Origin of the sequence: Caballeronia zhejiangensis (genome assembly GCF_000698575.1) — a bacterium.
Lineage (GTDB): Bacteria > Pseudomonadota > Gammaproteobacteria > Burkholderiales > Burkholderiaceae > Caballeronia > Caballeronia zhejiangensis.
On record NZ_JFHD01000004.1, the window covers coordinates 243935 to 259421 of the forward strand.

Annotated in this window: 13 protein-coding genes; 9 read left to right on the forward strand and 4 right to left on the reverse strand. The window is 65.3% G+C overall.

Features of this window, described 5'->3' with window-relative positions; all coding sequences use genetic code 11:
* Positions 1–51: 51 nt before the first annotated feature.
* Positions 52–990 (reverse strand): TauD/TfdA dioxygenase family protein, encoded by a 939-nt coding sequence (locus BG60_RS08965; protein WP_008345425.1) that lies wholly within the window; start codon positions 988–990, stop codon positions 52–54.
* A 267-nt stretch (positions 991–1257) separates the two neighbouring features.
* Positions 1258–2088 (reverse strand): CmcJ/NvfI family oxidoreductase, encoded by an 831-nt coding sequence (locus BG60_RS08970; protein WP_008345423.1) that lies wholly within the window; start codon positions 2086–2088, stop codon positions 1258–1260.
* Positions 2089–2410: 322 nt separating this feature from the next.
* Between BG60_RS08970 and BG60_RS08975 the strand changes: the two genes are divergently transcribed.
* From BG60_RS08975 to BG60_RS09000, 6 genes are read left to right on the forward strand one after another with little or no spacing between them, the layout of a single operon-like run.
* Positions 2411–3655 carry an acyl-CoA dehydrogenase family protein gene (locus BG60_RS08975; protein WP_033535660.1) on the forward strand — a complete coding sequence of 415 codons (1245 nt, stop codon included), beginning with the start codon at positions 2411–2413 and terminating at the stop codon, positions 3653–3655.
* 27 nt (positions 3656–3682) lie between these two features.
* On the forward strand, positions 3683–5080 hold the full coding sequence (locus BG60_RS08980) for an LLM class flavin-dependent oxidoreductase (protein ID WP_008345420.1): 1398 nt from the start codon (positions 3683–3685) through the stop codon (positions 5078–5080).
* Positions 5077–6783 (forward strand): ABC transporter ATP-binding protein, encoded by a 1707-nt coding sequence (locus BG60_RS08985; RefSeq protein WP_034471130.1) that lies wholly within the window; start codon positions 5077–5079, stop codon positions 6781–6783. The genes BG60_RS08980 and BG60_RS08985 overlap by 4 nt, the downstream gene beginning before the upstream one ends.
* Positions 6719–8440: an ABC transporter substrate-binding protein gene (locus BG60_RS08990; protein WP_008345415.1), complete on the forward strand. Its 1722-nt coding sequence runs from the start codon at positions 6719–6721 to the stop codon at positions 8438–8440. Before BG60_RS08985 ends, BG60_RS08990 begins: the two co-directional genes overlap by 65 nt.
* A 5-nt stretch (positions 8441–8445) precedes the next feature.
* Positions 8446–9438, forward strand: coding sequence for an ABC transporter permease (locus tag BG60_RS08995; RefSeq protein ID WP_008345414.1), 993 nt, complete (start codon positions 8446–8448; stop codon positions 9436–9438).
* Complete coding sequence (locus BG60_RS09000) at positions 9435–10313, forward strand: ABC transporter permease (protein ID WP_008345413.1); 879 nt, start codon at positions 9435–9437, stop codon at positions 10311–10313. The genes BG60_RS08995 and BG60_RS09000 overlap by 4 nt, the downstream gene beginning before the upstream one ends.
* A gap of 23 nt (positions 10314–10336) precedes the next feature.
* Here the strand turns inward: BG60_RS09000 and BG60_RS09005 are convergent, their stop codons facing one another.
* Positions 10337–11149, reverse strand: coding sequence for a MetQ/NlpA family ABC transporter substrate-binding protein (locus BG60_RS09005; RefSeq protein ID WP_008345412.1), 813 nt, complete (start codon positions 11147–11149; stop codon positions 10337–10339).
* A 179-nt stretch (positions 11150–11328) separates the two neighbouring features.
* Here BG60_RS09005 and BG60_RS09010 point away from each other — a divergent pair, with 179 nt between their 5' ends.
* From BG60_RS09010 to BG60_RS09020, 3 genes are all read left to right on the forward strand, one after another.
* Complete coding sequence (locus BG60_RS09010; RefSeq protein ID WP_008345411.1) at positions 11329–12504, forward strand: acyl-CoA dehydrogenase family protein; 1176 nt, start codon at positions 11329–11331, stop codon at positions 12502–12504.
* 16 nt (positions 12505–12520) lie between these two features.
* The gene (locus BG60_RS09015) at positions 12521–12814 is read left to right on the forward strand and encodes a peptide ABC transporter substrate-binding protein (RefSeq protein WP_008345409.1); all 294 of its coding nucleotides are present in this window, start codon (positions 12521–12523) and stop codon (positions 12812–12814) included.
* A gap of 119 nt (positions 12815–12933) precedes the next feature.
* A complete protein-coding gene (locus BG60_RS09020) occupies positions 12934–13752 on the forward strand; it encodes a MetQ/NlpA family ABC transporter substrate-binding protein (RefSeq protein WP_034471132.1) in 819 nt (272 codons plus the stop codon).
* A 297-nt stretch (positions 13753–14049) separates the two neighbouring features.
* Here BG60_RS09020 and BG60_RS09025 read toward each other — a convergent pair whose 3' ends face one another.
* Complete coding sequence (locus BG60_RS09025) at positions 14050–15486, reverse strand: MFS transporter (protein WP_033535661.1); 1437 nt, start codon at positions 15484–15486, stop codon at positions 14050–14052.
* Position 15487 lies beyond the last annotated feature (1 nt).

Sequence of the window (15487 nt, forward strand, 5' to 3'; positions counted from 1 at the left end):
AGTGGATCGCCGGCGATGCGATCGCCGGTGCATGGGGTATCGCGCCACGCGTCAGGCGGTGCGCGTTTCCTGCTTGACGATGCGGCTCTTGCGCCCGTCGATGCCTACGGGCACATCGCCGTGCACGGTCGCGCGACGCACGACGCGATGCGCATCGGCGTAATCGGCCACCGCGTAATGCTGCGTCGCGCGGTTGTCCCAGATCGCGACATCGCCTTGCGTCCAGCGCCAGCGCACGGTGTTTTCGAGGCGCGTGACGTGATCGTGGAAGATTTCGGCGAGACGGTCCGAATCGCGCTGCGAAAGACCGATGAAGCGCTGCACGAAGTGACCCAGCACGAGCGTGCGTTCGCCCGTTTCCGGATGCACGCGCACGACCGGATGCTCCGTTTCATAGAGCGTCGAGGTGAATTGCTTGCGGTACTCGCGCTCGGATTCCGTATCGGGCACGTTGCGCGTGGCGGCATAGTCGTAGGCGTTCGAATGCAGCGCCCAGAGTTTGTCGGCGAGATCGCGCAGCGCTTCCGGCAGGTTCGCATATGCGGCGGCCGTGTTGGCCCATACCGTGTCGCCGCCGGCGGGCGGGATCACGACGCCGCGCAGAATCGAAATCTTCGGATAAGCATCGACGAACGTGACGTCCGTATGCCATGAATTCGCGCGCGTGCCATGCTTCGAATCGAGTTCGAGCAGACGGCTTCCGCTCGAAAGCGACGGCACGGTCGGATGCGCGACGGTCTCGCCGAAACGCGCGGCGAAGGCTTCCTGCGCGGCGTCGTCGAGATGCGACTGGCCGCGGAAGAACAGAACCTTGTGTTCGAGCAGCGCATTGTTGATCGCGGCGATGGCGTTATCGTCGAGATCGGCGGAAAGCGTCACGCCGCGCACTTCGGCGCCGATGCGCCCGCCGATCGGGCGCACCTGGAACGGTTCATTCGACGTGACGGGAGACAGCGTGGATTCGGCGGCGAGCGTGGAAAGTTCGGACATCGAAAATCTCCGTTGTGGTTTGCGTTTGTCGGATGCAGGCCGCATTCAATGCGACGGAAACATTGAAGCATCGACAAGACGCGTCGCCAACGAAGCGTTTCGACTATGCATATCGCTGCAATCCCGCGATGCTTTCCCGCAGCTCGCCCATTGCGCGCCGTAGCCGAATTCGTTCGTTGCTTTCGCGGCCGCGTGCGATGCCTTCCTCTGCGATACCGAGTTACCTTTTCGTATTTGCAGCGCGTACCAGGCTTGCTCGGCAGTACCTCAGAAGAACAGCAGGCTGCGCAACTCGATGCTGCGGCGTGGCCGTGCATCGGGCGGCGATGCGGGATCGTCGAAGGCCGTGTGCGCGGTGAAACGCGCAACGCCGTCGCCGGCCGAGTCGTAGATCTTGATGAGCAGCGCCTCGTCGGGCGACATCAGCGGGAAGTAGTACCAGCGATGCAGCGGGTTATGCACGAACGCGTAGGTTTCGCCCGTCATCGTCGGATAGATGAAGTCCTGCGCGACCGCATCGCGTTCGTCGATGCTGCGCGAATCGCACAATGCGAGCGGTGACGATTCCACGACCTCGCCCACCGGCCGCCACAGATTGACGATCGCAAAGCGCCCTTGCAGCAGGCGGGCGGCTTCATCGGCGGGAAGATGATCGCGCACCCGGCGCGGCCCGGAAACGAAGGTCTGATCGTTGTGGATCAGATGCACCGGCTCCTTCACGCCGTTCGCGCGTGCCGCCGCGCCATCCCGCAGTGTGTGATCGAAGATGACGACGCGCTTCGCCCCCGTCCATTGCTTCAGCAGGCGCTCGGATTGCGGGTAGTAGACCGAACGAATCGCGGCATCGTCGGAGAAATCGCTGAGCGCGCTCGCTTCGCGATGCAACTCGAAACCATTCCGGTCCAGCGACAGGCCGCCCGGCGGCGGTCGCAGCCGCGCATTCGAAATCCTCACCGCGTGCGTGCGATATTCGCCGGTGCGGCGCGGCACGCCGGGCGGCGGATCGTAGGCGTAGGAGGCGGGCTTCACGCCCGTAGGCACGAGATAGTTCAACCCGGCCTCGACTTCGACCGGCTGCTCGATCACGACATCGCTCATGATTGCACGCCCCGCTGGCTAGGTTCGACAGATCGAATCTAGGCTCGCCGGAACGGTTCAACAACGAAGCTTTTCTGCAATGCATTGCACGCGAGGAACCCGCGGCATCGTCAGACGGTCGATCAGCCCGAGCGCAAGCGCGACCAGCGGTGGCTCGAGGTTATAGCTGCTCGCCTGGCCCACGCGCCTGCCGCGAAGATGGCCGTCGACACCAGATAACGGCGAATAGCGGCGATTGCGCTTAGCTTCTGATGATTCATCGTTTAGCGTTGGCGCACGGGTTGCAGATAATCGACGCTTTCACGAATCACATCGGAGCGCCATGCCTTTCGATCGCAATGCTCCCCTGCCTTCCGGCGTCGAAGTCGGCGCAGCGTGGGGTCCCGGTCCCACGGAACGGTACGCCGCGCTCGCCGCGCGCTTTCGGCCCGTGTTCGCTCGCATCCGCGCACAGAGCGTCGCGCGCGAGCTCGAACGCCGTCTTCCCACCGACGAAATCGCCTGGCTGCGCGACGCCGGCTTCACGTCCTTGCGCGTGCCGGCCGACTATGGCGGCCAGGGCATCCGCCTCGTCGAATTGTTCGAATTGCTGATCGAGTTGTCGGAAGCCGATTCGAACATCACGCAGGCGCTGCGCGCGCACTTCGGCTTCATCGAGCACGCGCTCGACAGTCCCGTCGAACGACGCGAGCGATGGCTCGCGCGGCTCGCGAAGGGCGTCATCGTCGGGGCGGCGTGGTCCGAGACGGGCGAAGCGCCGCGCAGCCAGTTCGCGACGCGCCTCACCCGCGACGCGAACGGCTGGCATCTGAACGGCACGAAGTTCTATACGACCGGCTCGCTCTTCGCCGACTGGATCCACGTCGGCGCAACCAATGCGGACGACGAGGCCGTGTCCGTCACGGTCGATCGTCGTGCGGACGGCGTCGAAGTGATCGACGACTGGGACGGCATGGGCCAGCGCCTCACCGCGAGCGGCACGAGCCGCTTCGACAACGTGAAGGTCGACGAACGCGAAATCGTCGCGGGCCGCGCGCCGTTCCCGTACTCCGAAGCGTTCTATCAGCTCGTGCATCTGGCGACGCTCGCGGGCATCGGCCGGGCCGTCGCGAGCGATGCGGCCGCCGCCATCGCCGCGCGCACGCGCAGTTACAGCCACGCGGTCAGCACGCGCGCCGCGGACGATCCGCAATTGCTGCAAGTAGTCGGCCGCGCCCGCGCGCACGCCTGGACGGCCGGCGCGATCGTCGCGCAGGCGGCGCGCGCGCTCGAACGCGCGGCGGCGTCGTTCGACAGGCCGGATGCGCTCGCCGTCATCGCGGAAACGGAGATCGAGATCTGGCAGGCGCAGACGGTCGCGTCGCAACTCGTTCTCGACGCGAGCGCGAGCGTGTTCGACGCGCTCGGCGCATCCGCGACGCTGCGCACCGCCGGGCTCGACCGCTACTGGCGCAACGCGCGCACGATCGCGTCGCACAATCCGCGCATCTACAAGGACCGGATCGTCGGCGATTTCGCCGTGAACGGCACGCTGCCGCCGGGCCAATGGCGCATCGGCGTGGCCTGACTTTTTCTTCGATCGCCCCGCCCTTTCATGAGCAAGAAGCACATCATTCTGAACGCGTTCAACATGAACTGCGTCGGCCATATCAATCATGGCCTCTGGACCCATCCGCGCGACCGCTCGACGGACTATCGCAAACTCTCCTATTGGACCGACCTCGCGAAGCTGCTGGAGCGTGGCCTCTTCGACGGGCTGTTCATCGCGGATATCGTCGGCGTGTACGACGTTTATCAGCAATCGGTCGATGTCACGCTGAAGGAGTCGGTGCAGTTACCCGTCAACGATCCGATGATGCTCGTCTCCGCGATGGCCGCCGCGACGCAGAACTTGGGCTTCGGCATCACCGTCAATCTCACCTATGAAGCGCCGTATCTGCTCGCGCGGCGCTTCTCGACGCTCGATCATCTGACCGAGGGACGTATCGGCTGGAACATCGTGACCGGCTATCTCGACAGCGCCGCCCGCGCGATGGGCGCAACCGAGATGATCGCGCACGACGAGCGCTACGATCGCGCCGACGAGTATCTGGACGTGCTCTACAAGCTGTGGGAAGGAAGCTGGCAGGACGATGCCGTGCTGCGCGACCGCGAGGCGCGCGTGTTCGCCGATCCCGCGAAGGTGCGCAAGGTGCGGCATCGCGGCCGTTATTACGACGTCGACGGTTATCACCTGTGCGAGCCGTCGCCGCAACGCACGCCGGTGCTGTTCCAGGCCGGATCGTCGGGGCGCGGCCAGGCGTTCGCCGTGCGTCATGCCGAATGCGTGTTCGTGTCGAGCCAGAGCAAGGAAGGCACGCGCAAGCTCGTGAACGCGCTGCGCGCGCAAGCCGTCGAAGCCGGACGCGATGCGGGCGATCTGAAGATCATCATGGGTATCACCGTGGTAGTCGGCCGCACGCAGCGCGAAGCCGAAGAGAAGTTCGCCGAGTACGCGCGGTATGCGAGTCCTGAAGCGGGTCTCGCGCACTTCGCGGCGGGCAGCGGCATCGACTATTCGACTTACGCGCCCGATGACGAACTCGCGCCGCCCGGCGGCCACAAGGGACGCGGCATCGAATCGTCGGTGCAGCGCGTGACCGACGGCAAGCGCGGCGTCACCGTGCGGCATCTGCTCGACCAGATGCAACTGGGCGGCCGCTACACGACGATCGTCGGCGACCCGGTTCAGGTGGCCGACGCGCTGCAATCCTGGGTCGACGAGGCCGGCATCGACGGCTTCAATCTCACGCGGACCGTGACGCCGGAAAGCTACGAGGACTTCATCGATCTCGTCATTCCGGAATTGCAGTCGCGCGGCATCTACAAGACGGCGTATGCAGAAGGCACGCTGCGCGAGAAGCTCTTCGGCGGCGGCGCGCGGCTCGGCGCGCGTCACACGGCCGCCGGCTTCCGCGATCCGTCCGGGCCGGCCGACAGGCAGGCGACATGAGCGCCGCGACGCCCCTGCTCGAGATCGACCAGTTGAGCGTGTCCTTCGGCGGCCATGCGGCGGTTCGCCCGTTCGATCTGACGATCGCGCGTGGCGAGATCGTCGCGCTCGTCGGCGAATCGGGCAGCGGGAAATCGACCGTCGCGCTCGCGACGATGGGACTGCTGCCGGAACGTGCGCGCGTGCAAGGCGCGATCCGCTTCGAAGGGAAACCGCTCTTCGCGCAAAGCGAGCGTGAATGGAGCGCGCTGCGGGGCGATCGCATCAGCATGATCTTTCAGGAGCCGATGACCTCGCTGAATCCGCTTCAGCCCGTCGGCAAGCAGGTCGCCGAAGCGCTCACGCTGCATCGCCCGATGTCCGCTCAGGCCGCGCGCAAGGAAGCGCTCGAGCTGCTCGAACTCGTGCATCTGCCGGAGCCGCGCCGGCGCTTCGCGCACTATCCGCATCAACTGTCGGGCGGACAGCGGCAACGCGTGATGATCGCCATCGCGGTCGCGTGCCGCCCCGGCCTCCTGATCGCCGACGAGCCGACCACCGCGCTCGACGTCACCATTCAGGCGCAGATTCTGGCGCTGATCGACCGCCTGCGGCGCGAACTGTCGATGGCCGTGCTGCTCATCACGCACGATCTCGGCATAGTCGGGCGCTGGGCGGATCGCGTGGTCGTGATGAAGGACGGCGCGAAGGTCGAGGAAGCATCGAGCCGGCAACTGTTCACGCAGCCCGCGCAACCGTACACGCGCGCGCTGCTCAGCGCGTCGCTGCATTTCGGCGCGGGACTGCATTATCGCGACGCGCGGCTCACCGACGCGCCGCGCGCCAAGCCGCGATCCACCGCCGAAACGCCCGCGCGCGTGCTGCTGGACGCCCGCGACGTGCGCGTCGACTACGACGGCGTGCGCGCCGTGGACGGCGTCAGCTTCGAGATTCGCGCGGGCGAGACAGTGGGCCTCGTCGGCGAATCGGGATGCGGGAAGTCATCGCTGTCGCGCGCGCTGACGCGGCTCGTGGAGCCCACGGGCGGGCGCATCGTCTTCGACGGCGACGATGTCACGCATCGTGGACGGCGTGCGTTGCGGCCCTATCGCCGCCGCGTGCAGATGATCTTTCAGGATCCGTACGGCTCGCTCAATCCGCGTCATACCGTCGAACGCACGCTCGGTCATGCGCTCGCCATTCACGGCGTCTCGAACCGGCGCGAACGGCACGACAGGATTCGCCGCATCGTCGATGCCGTCGGTCTGCCGGAATCGGCGCTGCGGCGCTATCCGCACGAGTTCTCGGGCGGGCAGCGGCAGCGCATCGGCATCGCGCGCGCGCTCGTGCTGCGGCCGGAACTCGTCATCTGCGACGAGCCCGTGTCCGCGCTCGACGTCTCCATTCAGGCGCAGATTCTCGACCTGCTCGCCGACCTCAAGCACGAGCTGGGCCTCGCGCTGCTCTTCATTTCGCATGACCTGTCGGTGGTCCGCTATATCGCCGACCGCGTGCTCGTGATGCAGGCGGGACGCATCGTCGAGAGCGGGGATCACGCTTCGATCTGGACTTCGCCGCAACACACCTACACGCGCGCGCTGATCGACGCGGTGCCGTCATCGCATGCGCCATTCTTATTCGATACAAGGAAAATTGATCGTGACTTTCAAGCGCAAGCCGCAGCCGACCTCGACCTCGACCTCGACGCTTCTGTTCCGCGATGATCCGCTGGGCGCCGCCGTGGCCGATCTGAAGCGGCGCAGGCTGCTCAAGGGCGCGGGCGCGCTCGTCGCGGGCGCGGCGACGCCGTTCGTGTTCACGGGCAACGCCTGGGCCACGACCGAAACGACGCCGATCACGCTGAACGGCGCGAAGCGCGGCGGCACGCTCACGGCGGTCATCCATCCGGAACCGCCGACGCTCGCCTTCTTCGTCAATTCCGCGACGATGATCGGCGCGGTCGCAAGCAAGATCTTCGACGGCCTCGTCGAATACGGCCCGGACCTCAAGCCGCGCCCGCAGCTCGCGGAGAGCTGGACCGTCTCGCCCGACGGCCTCGCATGGACCTTCAGGCTGCGCCGCCATGCGCTTTGGCACGACGGCCAGCCCTTCACGTCCGCCGACGTCAAATTCTCAGCCGAGGAAGTGTGGTTGAAGATCAGCCCGGCGTCGCGGCGCGTGCTGCAATACCTGACGAAGATCGATACGCCGGATGCGCATACGGTCGTGCTGCATCTGTCGAAATCGACGCCCGCGACCTTCGGCATTCTCGATTCGCTCGGCACGCCGATCCTGCCGAAGCATCTCTATGAGAATACGGACATCCGCAACAATCCGTACAACAACAAGCCGGTCGGCACCGGTCCGTTCAAGTTCACGGAATGGGCGCGCGGCGACCGCATCGTGCTCGACCGCTTCGACAAGTATTGGGCGCCGGGTCAGCCGTATCTCGACCGCATCACATGGAAAATCACGCCCGACGTTTCCGGCCGCGCGACCGCGCTGGAAACCGGCGCGGCGCAATATGGCGAACGCAATCCGGTGACTTTCGCCGATGCCGACCGGCTCGCGAAGCTGCCCCATCTCGTCGTTTCGCGTGAAGGCTATAACGGCTACGCGGCGTGGCTCTGGCTGGAACCGAATCTGCGCGATCCGATTCTCGGCAAGCTCGAAGTGCGTCAGGCGATCGCGCACGCGATCAACCGCGACGTGCTCGTCAAGACCGTGTGGGGCGGCTACGCGGTGCCCGCGACGGGGCCGGAGTCGTCGCTGGTGAAGTCTTTCTATACGGCGGATACGCAGCAGTATCCGTACGATCCGAAGCGCGCCGAGGTCTTGCTCGACAAGGCCGGATTCCCGAAGAAGGCGGACGGCTGGCGCTTCAAGCTCGATCACGATTTCATTCCCTACGGCGACGACTATCGGCGCACCGGCGAGTTCGTGCGTCAGGCGCTGCGGCGCGTGGGCATCGACGTGAATCTGCGCGGACAAGACTTGCCGACGTGGATCAAGAACGTCTTCACCGATTACAACTTCCAGCTCATCAGCAGTTGGGGCACGGACGGCCTCGATCCGCAGATCGGCATCGAGCAGCATTACTGGTCGAAGGCGGCCTCCAACGGCACGCCGTGGTTCAACGCGTCCGGCTATGCGAGCACCGAGATGGACCGCGTGATCGAAGCGGCGCAGACGGAAACCGATCCGGCCAAACGGCGCGACCTATACGTCGAGTTGCAGAAGATCGCGCAGCGCGACCTGTCGCTCATCAATCTGTTCGAGTTCCGCTGGTTCGGCGTGTGGGCGAAGGACTTGCGCAACGTCACCGACACCGCCAGCCATTCGCGCGCCAATTTCGCGCGCGTCTGGTTCGACAAGGCGTGACCGTCATGCGGCTTACATCGGCGCTCGCGGGACGCAGGATCGGGCACAGGCTGATTCAGCTCGTGCTCGTGCTGCTCGGCACCACCGTGCTCAACTTCGTGCTGCTCAAGCTGATGCCCGGCGATCTCGTCGATGTCATCGCGAGCGAGAGCGGCAACGTGTCGCCGCAATACGTCGCGCAGTTACGCGAAGCATATGGCTTGAATCACGGCGTCGGGTGGCAACTGCTGCATTACATCGAACATGCGCTGCGGCTCGATCTCGGCTTTTCGTTTCGCTTCGGCGAACCGGTCGCGTCGCTGATCTTCGCGCGCCTGCCCGCCACGCTCGCGCTGATCGGCACGGCGCTCGTCGTCTCCGTCAGTCTCGGGCTCATGCTCGGCGTGCTCGCCGCGCGCCGCCCGCACGGCGTCGTCGATACGCTCGTCTCCACGCTCGCGACCATCGGCTATTCCGCGCCGATGTTCTGGACCGCGCTGCTCCTGATCGTCGTCTTCGGCGTGCATCTCGACTGGCTGCCGATCGGCGGTGTCGCCGATACAAACGTTGCGCATCGCGGCGTTTCGCGCCTGCTCGATCATCTGCGCCATCTCGTGCTGCCCGCCGCGACGCTCGTGCTGTATTACGTGGCCATTTTCGCGCGGCTCGCGCGGGCTTCGATGATCGAGACGCTGCAGGAAGATTTCATCCGCACCGCGCGCGCGAAGGGCGGCCGGCCGTGGTACGTGACGACGCATCATGCGCTGCGCCATGCGGTGCTGCCCGTGCTCACGATGCTCGGCCTGCAGGGCAGCGCGCTGATCGGCGGCTCGGTGATCGTCGAGACGGTGTTCGGCTGGCCGGGGCTCGGGCAACTGTCGTTCGAGGCCATCAAAAGCCGCGACGTCAACCTGCTGGTCGGCGTGCTGCTGCTCTCGGCGTGTCTCGTCGTCCTGCTCAATCTGATGGTCGATCTGCTCTACGGACTCGTCGATCCACGCACGAGGTCGAACCGATGAAGCCGCTCACTTTCCTGCGCCAGCCTTCCGCGTTCGTCGGCGCGCTCCTGCTCGCGCTGGCGCTTGTCGCGGCGCTCTCGGCCAACTGGCTCTTTCCCGGCGATCCGCTCGACATGGTCGCCGCGCCCTATCAATGGCCCGGCGCCGATCGCGCGTTTCCGCTCGGCACCGACCTGATGGGCCGCGACCTGCTCGCCGGTCTCTTTCACGGCGCGCGCGTCTCGCTGTCCGTCGGCGGGACGGTCGCCGTTATCGCGCTCGTGCTGGGCGTGCTGATCGGCGGCGTCGCGGGTTACTTCGGCGGCGCGATCGACCGCGTGCTCATGGCGATCACCGAGTTCTTCCAGACCGTGCCGCCGTTTCTGCTCGCGATCATCCTCGTGGCGATTCTCACGCCGTCGCTTTCGACGATCGTGTTCGCGCTCGGCGTGACCGCGTGGCCGGGCATCGCGCGGCTCACGCGTGGCGAGTTCATCGTGCTGCGCGAGCGCGAGTTCGTCCGCGCGAGCATCGCGCTCGGCGCAAGCGATGCGCATCTGATCTTCATCGAGATCCTGCCCAACGCGCTCACGCCGATTCTCGTTTCGACCGCGCTGCTCGTCGCGAACGCGATTTTGTCGGAGGCGGCGCTGTCGTTTCTCGGGCTCGGCGATCCGAACGTGGTGAGCTGGGGCTCGATGGTCGGCACCGGGCGCGAAGCGCTGCGCACCGCGTGGTACATGATCGCGGTGCCCGGCTCGGCGATCGCCCTGACGGTGCTCGCGCTCAATCTGCTGAGCGATGCGCTGCACGCCGCGTTCAATCCGCGTCTGTCGAGAAGCCGCCGCGACGATGCGGCGTCGCGGCTCGAAGCCGTCGAAGGGCTGCGGCCTTGAGCGTTGCGCCGCAGCGTTCCCGCTTACTGCGCCGGCTTGGAGAATCCCGCGAAGCGCTGCTCGATCACGCGCGCGAAATCCGCCGACCGGTACGCGTTCGCGATGTCCGTCACATACGGCTTGTTCAGATCGGCCGTGCGTACCGCAACGAGATTCAGGTAGTACGGCGGAATCTTTTCGAGCAGGAGCGCGTCATTGAGCTTGAGGCCGGCCGCGAGCGCGAAGTTGCCGTTCACGAACGCATAGTCGACGTCATCGAGCGAGCGCGGCAGTTGCGCGGCTTCGAGCGGCACGAGCTTGATCCTGTGCGGATTCGACGCGATATCCCGCTCCGACGATTTCACCGGATCGACGCCGGGCTTGAGCGTCACCCAGCCGAGTTGCTGCAACAGAATGATCGCGCGCGCCTGGTTGGTGACGTCGTTCGGCAGCGACACGGTCGCGCCGTCCTTCAGCTCGTCGAGGCGCTTGTGCTTGTGGCTGTAGAGTCCGATCGGCGCGGTGGGCACCTTCACGAGCTCCGAGAGCGCGAGCTTGTGATCCGCCGAGAACTTCTTGAGATACACCTCGTGCTGGAATGCGTTGGCGTCGAGCGCGCCGTCGGCGAGCGCGAGGTTCGGCTGCACGTAGTCGCTGAACTCGACGATCGTCACCTTGTAACCTTCCTTCTCCAACTGTGGCTTGATACCGTAGCGAATCTGGTCCGAGTACGGACCGGCCGTCGCGCCGAAGCGAATCTCGGGCTTGTTCGGATCGGCGGCCTGCGCGAGCGATGCGATCATTGCGCTCGATGCGATGGCCAGCACGCCGGCCCGCAACGGATGGAACTTCTTCATTGGGTTCTCCTCTTGCTTCGCGCGCGCGAGGCAGCGAAGCGGTTATCGTCGATGGTGCGCGACAAGCTTACAAATCGGCCCATCCAAGCCAAACCAATGTATTTATCTATGGTTTTCCGGTTTGACGCCAAAGCCGGGCATCGAACACGGCGCACCCTTCATCGACAGGAGACACTGCAATGAGCCGCACTCAAGACGCCCCGTGGGCCGAGCCTTTGGAAGCGGTGCTGCGCGAATGGGCGAAAACCGCCGCGGCACGCGACAAGGCCGGCGGAACCGCCTTTCATGAGCGCCGCCTGTTGCGCGAGAGCGGCCTGCTGCGACTGTCGTTGCCGGTGGAGTACGGCGGCGACGGCGCTCCGTGGTCGACGACGCTCGATGTCGTCAGACGGATGGCACGAGTCGACAGCTCGCTCGCGCATCTGTTCGCGTTCCATCATCTGCAACTCGCGACGATCCGCCTCTTCGGCAGCGATGCGCAGATTCGCCATTGGTCGCGTGAGACTGTCGCGCAGGGCTGGTTCTGGGGCAACGCGCTCAATCCGCTCGACAAGAGCACGCGCGCGCTGCCAGGCGACGCCGGCGGCTATGTCTTCGATGGCCGCAAGAGCTTTTGTTCCGGCGCCCGCGATTCGGACCAGCTGCTCGCGTCCGCGTTCGATGGCGACGGGCGGCTGCTGATCGGCATCACACCGACGAATCGCGCGGGCATCACCGTGCTCGACGACTGGGACAACATGGGGCAGCGCCAGACCGACAGCGGCACGGTGATCTTCGAGCGCGTGCCCATCGCGGCGGACGAATTGCTGCTCAATCCCGGACCGCTTTCCAGCCCGTTCGCGACGCTGCGGCCGCTGCTCGCGCAGTCGATCCTGTGCCATATCTATCTCGGCATCGGCGAAGGCGCATTGCAGGCGGCGCGCGACGCGACGCTCGCGCAGACGCGGCCGTGGATTGCCTCGCAGGCCGAGCGTCCCGCCGAGGATCCGTACGTGATCGCGCACTACGGCGACTTCTTTGTCGCGCTCGAAGGGGCGTGTCTGCTAGTCGAACGTTCGATGCAGGCCTTCGATTGCGCGTGGGCGCGCGGCCTTTCCCTCACCGAAAGCGAGCGCGGCGAAGTGGCCGTCGCAGTCGCCACGGCGAAGGTGGCGGCGGCGCGCGCGGGGCTCGACGTCGCGCATCGCATGTTCGAAGTGACGGGCGCGCGCTCGACGACGGCGGCGTTGCGGCTCGACCGCTTCTGGCGCAATGTGCGCGTGCATACGCTGCACGATCCGCTCGATTACAAGGTGCGCGAGCTGGGCGACTGGGCGCTCAACGGACGAATTCCGAAGCCGTCGTTCTATTCGTGAGACGACGCGCCGCGCCATGCGCTTTCGCCATGGCGCGCGGCCATTCCAGCAAACTGCGCGCGATCTTCAGGCCGCGCACTATTCGAATCCGGAAGTGGACCGACTGCTCGAAGCGGCCTCGGTGGAAACCGACGAAAACAGGCGCCGTCAGCTGTTCCGGCAGTTCCAGCAGATCGTGCATGACGATATTCCGTCGATCGAGTTCGGCGCCAATCCGAACATCACGATCGCATCGACCAAAGTGAAGAACCATGCATCCACAGGCGAAGGTCTGAGAGGCAATTTCGCGGACCTTTACATCCTGCCGTGACGCGCGCCGAAACCGAAGGCAGGCCGGCATAAGGTTATGCCAACGGATTGGTTATCGGAACGGGATCGGGTCCATAGAATGACCGGGTTCGCCATCCTCACGACAAGGACACAGTTCTCGTGCAACGACTCTCCCTTTCCCTTCTGCGCGCGCTGCTATGCGCATTTTTTGCCGTGGTCGTGAGCGCGACCGCGCAGGCGGAAACGCCCTTGCTCAAGATCGGCGTGACGAGCGGACCTCATGAGGAAATCTTCGAGGCGGTGAAAAAGGTCGCGGAGCGCGACTACGGTCTGCGCATCAAGATCGTGTCGTTCAACGACTATATTCAGCCCGACGCGGCCCTCGACGCAGGCGATCTCGATGCCAACAGCTACCAGCACCGGCCTTTCCTCTCCTCGCAGATTCGCGCGCGCGGCTACAAGCTGGTCGGCATCGGCCGCACGTGGATCGGGCCGATCGGACTCTATTCGAAGCGTTACCGGAAGTACTCGGACCTGCCGGACGGCGCAACCATCGGCATTCCGAACGATCCCGCCAACGAGAGCCGGATTCTCCTGCTGTTGCAGAAGGCGGGCAGCATTCGGCTGCGACAGGGCATCGATCCTGTCACGGGCGTCAACGCGACGCCCCTCGACATCATCGACAATCCCAGGCACTTCCGATTCAAGGAAGTGGATGCGGCGCAGCTTCCGCGCACGCTCGACGATTTCGACGCCACGACGGTCAATGCGGACTATGCGATCAAGGCCGGACTCAACCCGGCGAAGGACACGATCCTGCGCGAGGACGGCTCCGGGGTCTACGCGTGTCTGATCGCCGTACGCGAGCAGGATGCGAACAAGCCGTGGGTGCAGCAGATCGTCGCCGCCTATCAGTCTCCCGAAGTCAGGCAGTTCATCCTGTCGCGCTATCAAGGCGCGATCATTCCGGCGTTCTGAGGGGCCGACAGACGCGCCTTCGACGACCGATGCAAACCGCGGATAAGACACGATATCGCGCCGGACCGACTTCGCGCTCAGCGCGACAGAGACTGCGGAGCGTGCCCTCGCGGATGTGTATCGAGCGCGGGGGAGGCGTCGTCTTCCGGCTCGGCGGACAGGTCCCGCTTGAAGGTGCCCGAGCGCCGGTCCTGGCGCATTGGCGCTCGAACCGACGATGGTGCTGGCCGAAATGGCACGGGGTCGCCATCGACATGTCCACGGCCCTGCAATGCCGTGAGTGATGGCGCGCCGGACTCAACGAGGCGCCGCCCTCGCAGCGGCATGAATGCTCGATCTCGAAGCGACGATAGACAGGACGGCCGAAACGGTCAGACTGCCGCCGACGCACATCATGGCGATGACCAGTGCCCTGGCCAAGGTCACCGAATCCGGCGAAGTCCCCGCGACACTGAAGAAAACACCGCCGATGACCGCGACACCCAGTGCTGCGCTGATTTGCAACGCCGAATTCGTGATGCCCGCGATCATCCCGGAACCGGTCGCCGGTGCGCGATTGATAACCGAGCGCACCAGCGTCGGCAGCGCCCAGCCCTGACCGAATCCCAAGAGCGCTACTGCTCCTATCAGCGGAAACTGAGCCGGCATCTGTCCGGGCGCGCCGGCCACGAGGGCGGCGAGGAGTATGCAGCCGGCGGCCTCCAGCATCATGCCGATGGCGGGGACGCGGTCGCCGAAGAGGCGAATGGCCAGCGGGGTCGTCAGCGGCCCGATGAAGGCGCCGACACCGAACGGAAGGAACACCAGCCCTGTCTCGAATGGGCTCATCCCAAGCGCCGCCTGGAGGTAGACGGAGAACGTCAGGAAGAATGCAGAGACGACGTAGAAGAAAAGGACGCCCGTAAGCCCGCTCATCAGGCCGGGCCTGCGGATCAGCTCCACGCTGATTAGAGGCACACCGCCTCGGCGGGCGTAGGCCATCTCATATCGGCAGAAGCCCGCCCCGGCGACGGGGGATGCGATCAGCATTGCGCAGGCCCACCACGGCCAATCCAACTCCCGCCCTTCGACCAGAGGCACGATGAGCAAGGCCAGCGTGAGTGCGCAGAGCAGCACGCCGATTCGGTCTACAGGTGCCGGGCTGTCACCGCGGACGTCGGGTAGCAACGGCAGCCCGAAGATCAGAACAGCGGCGACGACGGGCAAGTTGATGAGAAAGACGACGCGCCACTCAAGGTGAAAGACGTCCGCAGAGATCAACGCGCCCCCGAGCGCCTGCGCGGCTACGGCGGCCAGACCCACCGCCGCGCCGTATAGGCCCAAGGCGCGCGCACGCTCTTTCTCTGGAAACAGGGCGTGAATGGAGGCCAGTCCTTGCGGCGCCATGGCGGCGGCGCTCAGACCCTGCAGCACTCGCCCGAGGATCAGTATGGCGGGCGACGATGCGAGCCCGCAGATCACCGATGTCAGTCCGAAGCCCGTGACGCCGATCAGAAAGATACTTCGTCGTCCGAATAGATCGCCTAGCCGTCCGCCTGTGATAAGGAAAACCGCGTAGGCCGCGGCATATCCGGAAATGACGAGTTGCAGCTCCGCAGCGCTCGTGTGGAGCGTGCTTTGGATGGACGGCAGGGCGACGTTCACGATGAAGAAGTCCAGCGGCGGCAGAAATGCGCCCACCAGCAACACCGCGAACGCCGACCATCGACGTGTGGAAGAGGTTGTCATATGCATA

Coding starts and splice junctions, on each gene's coding strand:
- BG60_RS08965 (WP_008345425.1), bottom strand. CDS start 990: ATGTCCGAACTTTCCACGCTCGCCGCCGAATCCACGCTGTCTCCCGTC.
- BG60_RS08970 (WP_008345423.1), bottom strand. CDS start 2,088: ATGAGCGATGTCGTGATCGAGCAGCCGGTCGAAGTCGAGGCCGGGTTG.
- BG60_RS08975 (WP_033535660.1), top strand. CDS start 2,411: ATGCCTTTCGATCGCAATGCTCCCCTGCCTTCCGGCGTCGAAGTCGGC.
- BG60_RS08980 (WP_008345420.1), top strand. CDS start 3,683: ATGAGCAAGAAGCACATCATTCTGAACGCGTTCAACATGAACTGCGTC.
- BG60_RS08985 (WP_034471130.1), top strand. CDS start 5,077: ATGAGCGCCGCGACGCCCCTGCTCGAGATCGACCAGTTGAGCGTGTCC.
- BG60_RS08995 (WP_008345414.1), top strand. CDS start 8,446: ATGCGGCTTACATCGGCGCTCGCGGGACGCAGGATCGGGCACAGGCTG.
- BG60_RS09000 (WP_008345413.1), top strand. CDS start 9,435: ATGAAGCCGCTCACTTTCCTGCGCCAGCCTTCCGCGTTCGTCGGCGCG.
- BG60_RS09005 (WP_008345412.1), bottom strand. CDS start 11,149: ATGAAGAAGTTCCATCCGTTGCGGGCCGGCGTGCTGGCCATCGCATCG.
- BG60_RS09010 (WP_008345411.1), top strand. CDS start 11,329: ATGAGCCGCACTCAAGACGCCCCGTGGGCCGAGCCTTTGGAAGCGGTG.
- BG60_RS09015 (WP_008345409.1), top strand. CDS start 12,521: ATGCGCTTTCGCCATGGCGCGCGGCCATTCCAGCAAACTGCGCGCGAT.
- BG60_RS09025 (WP_033535661.1), bottom strand. CDS start 15,486: ATGCATATGACAACCTCTTCCACACGTCGATGGTCGGCGTTCGCGGTG.